This is a genomic window from Stenotrophomonas sp. 89682_Sma, assembly GCF_056481405.1.
Map to the genome: position 1 here is coordinate 390,001 of NZ_CM151147.1, position 2,500 is coordinate 392,500.

Sequence of the window (2,500 nt, forward strand, 5' to 3'; positions counted from 1 at the left end):
AGGCACAGACAGCCAGGAGGTTGGCTTAGAAGCAGCCACCCTTTAAAGAAAGCGTAATAGCTCACTGGTCGAGTCGGTCTGCGGGGAAGATTTAACGGGGCTAAGCACAGAACCGAAGCTTGGGGTGCATACTTTGTATGCGCGGTAGAGGAGCGTTCCGTAAGCCGTTGAAGGTGGATTGAGAAGTCTGCTGGAGGTATCGGAAGTGCGAATGCTGACATGAGTAACGATAATGCGGGTGAAAAACCCGCACGCCGAAAGCCCAAGGTTTCCTTGCGCAACGTTAATCGGCGCAGGGTGAGTCGGCCCCTAAGGCGAGGACGAAAGTCGTAGTCGATGGGAAGCAGGTTAATATTCCTGCACCTCGCGTAAGTGCGATGGAGGGACGGAGAAGGTTAGGTGTACCAGGCGTTGGTTGTCCTGGGGAAAGGCGGTAGGTTTGGATCTTTGGCAAATCCGGGATCCTTTAAGACCGAGCACCGAGACGAGCCTTTATGGCGAAGTCACTGATACCACGCTTCCAGGAAAAGCTCCTAAGCTTCAGCTTACGCAGACCGTACCGTAAACCGACACAGGTGGGTAGGATGAGAATTCTCAGGCGCTTGAGAGAACTCGGGTGAAGGAACTAGGCAACATGGCACCGTAACTTCGGGAGAAGGTGCACCTCTTTTTGGTGGCTCGTGCGAGCTATAGCTGAAGAGGGTCGCAGTAACCAGGCCGCTGCGACTGTTTATCAAAAACACAGCACTCTGCAAACACGAAAGTGGACGTATAGGGTGTGACGCCTGCCCGGTGCTGGAAGGTTAATTGATGGGGTCAGCCGCAAGGCGAAGCTCTTGATCGAAGCCCCAGTAAACGGCGGCCGTAACTATAACGGTCCTAAGGTAGCGAAATTCCTTGTCGGGTAAGTTCCGACCTGCACGAATGGCGTAACGACAGCGGCGCTGTCTCCACCCGAGACTCAGTGAAATTGAAATCGCTGTGAAGATGCAGCGTTCCCGTGGCAAGACGGAAAGACCCCGTGAACCTTTACTATAGCTTTACACTGAACGTTGAGTTCGTCTGTGTAGGATAGGTGGGAGGCTATGAAACTGTGGCGCTAGCTGCAGTGGAGCCATCCTTGAAATACCACCCTGTCGTGCTTGACGTTCTAACCTGGGCCCATTATCTGGGTCGGGGACCGTGTATGGTGGGTAGTTTGACTGGGGCGGTCTCCTCCTAAAGAGTAACGGAGGAGCTCGAAGGTACGCTCAGCGCGGTCGGACATCGCGCACTGTGTGCAAAGGCATAAGCGTGCTTGACTGCAAGATCGACGGATCAAGCAGGTAGGAAACTAGGACTTAGTGATCCGGTGGTTCTGTATGGAAGGGCCATCGCTCAACGGATAAAAGGTACTCCGGGGATAACAGGCTGATACCGCCCAAGAGTTCATATCGACGGCGGTGTTTGGCACCTCGATGTCGGCTCATCACATCCTGGGGCTGTAGTCGGTCCCAAGGGTATGGCTGTTCGCCATTTAAAGTGGTACGCGAGCTGGGTTCAGAACGTCGTGAGACAGTTCGGTCCCTATCTGCCATGGGCGTTGGAGATTTGAGAGGGGCTGCTCCTAGTACGAGAGGACCGGAGTGGACGAACCTCTGGTGTTCCGGTTGTCACGCCAGTGGCATTGCCGGGTAGCTATGTTCGGAAGCGATAACCGCTGAAAGCATCTAAGCGGGAAGCGCGCCTCAAGATGAGATCTCCCGGGGCACAAGCCCCCTGAAGGAACCATGTAGACTACGTGGTTGATAGGTCAGGTGTGTAAGTACAGCAATGTATTGAGCTAACTGATACTAATGATCCGTGCGGCTTGACCATATAACCTCAAGTTGCCTTGGCTTTACGACAGCGTCGTAAGAGCATCCAAGTGCACGCTACGTCACAAGAACTATGCGAGGCTGGCGCCTTGTCCCATCGGGACGAGTGCGACTCTCCAAAAGCCTCCCTGGTGAAATTAGCGCTGTGGAACCACCCGATCCCATCCCGAACTCGGAAGTGAAACGCAGCTGCGCCGATGGTAGTGTGGCTCAAGCCATGCGAGAGTAGGTCATCGCCAGGGTTTACACCCGAGAACCCCGCTGCATGCGCAGCGGGGTTTTCCTTTTTTTGCAGGCACCCGGTTTCGACCTGGACTTGCAGCAACAACTTCACGAAGAGCTTCAAGTTCCTCAAACAAGTTGTTGACAAAGCTGAAAGGCCTGCCATAATAGGCGGCTCGCAACGACGAAAGGCCCTCGGGCCCAACGACGAAGCAGCATCGGCAACAACGTCCACTCCGGTGAGGCGGCCTTGAAAAAAGGTGTTGACGAAGCGGAAAAGCCGGCTATAATGGGCGGCTCGCTACGAAGGAAACTTCGCAGCACACGGGAATGGCGCTGAGGCCACTTCCCCTGATCTTTGAAAGTATGCGCAGGTATCTTGTGAAGGCGCCTGCAGGAAGGATGATTGTCCATCTTGCAGA

2 rRNA genes (1 of these 2 cut by a window edge) are annotated in these 2,500 nt (G+C 54.5%); both read left to right on the forward strand.

Annotated features, from left to right (window positions below):
* Positions 1–1,857, forward strand: a 23S ribosomal RNA gene (locus ACZK29_RS01745); it begins 1,022 nt to the left of the window's first position.
* A 126-nt stretch (positions 1,858–1,983) separates the two neighbouring features.
* Positions 1,984–2,098 (forward strand): 5S ribosomal RNA (gene rrf / locus ACZK29_RS01750).
* The last annotated feature ends 402 nt before the right edge of the window (positions 2,099–2,500 follow it).